We start from the raw sequence: 302 nt of genomic DNA, 5'->3' as shown, positions 1-302 counted from the left end.
CCTTGATATAGACTCAATTACCAGGGTATCTCCTTCTCGAATAAAATTCATCATCTCCTGCAACTTCGGTCTATTTTTATCCTTACCACTTAACTTTTCTATGAAAAGTTTTTCAACGCTTTGTTCTTCTAATGCTTTATTTTGCCGAGCGGGATTTTGAGATACAGAGGAAATTCTGCAATATCCAATTTTTATATTAATCATCTCCCATACAAACGAATATATGTTTGTATTTTTTTATAAAACGTTTCAAAACATATGTGAAGGGCCTGAAACATTCCAAAAGTAAGATTAGGAGTTTT

The 302-nt window shown here is 32.1% G+C and carries 1 protein-coding gene; it reads right to left on the bottom strand.

All coding sequences use genetic code 11. The features are described from left to right. Positions 1 to 204: recombinase family protein (locus PZE06_RS27940; protein WP_275792393.1), on the bottom strand; the 204-nt coding region annotated here is incomplete at its 3' end. Positions 205 to 302: the final 98 nt, after the last annotated feature.

The organism is Robertmurraya sp. DFI.2.37 (genome assembly GCF_029211245.1).
GTDB classification, from domain to species: domain Bacteria; phylum Bacillota; class Bacilli; order Bacillales; family Cytobacillaceae; genus Robertmurraya; species Robertmurraya methanolica_A.
Note: the sequence above shows the minus strand (reverse complement) of the source record. Positions and strands in the feature narration are given on the sequence as shown.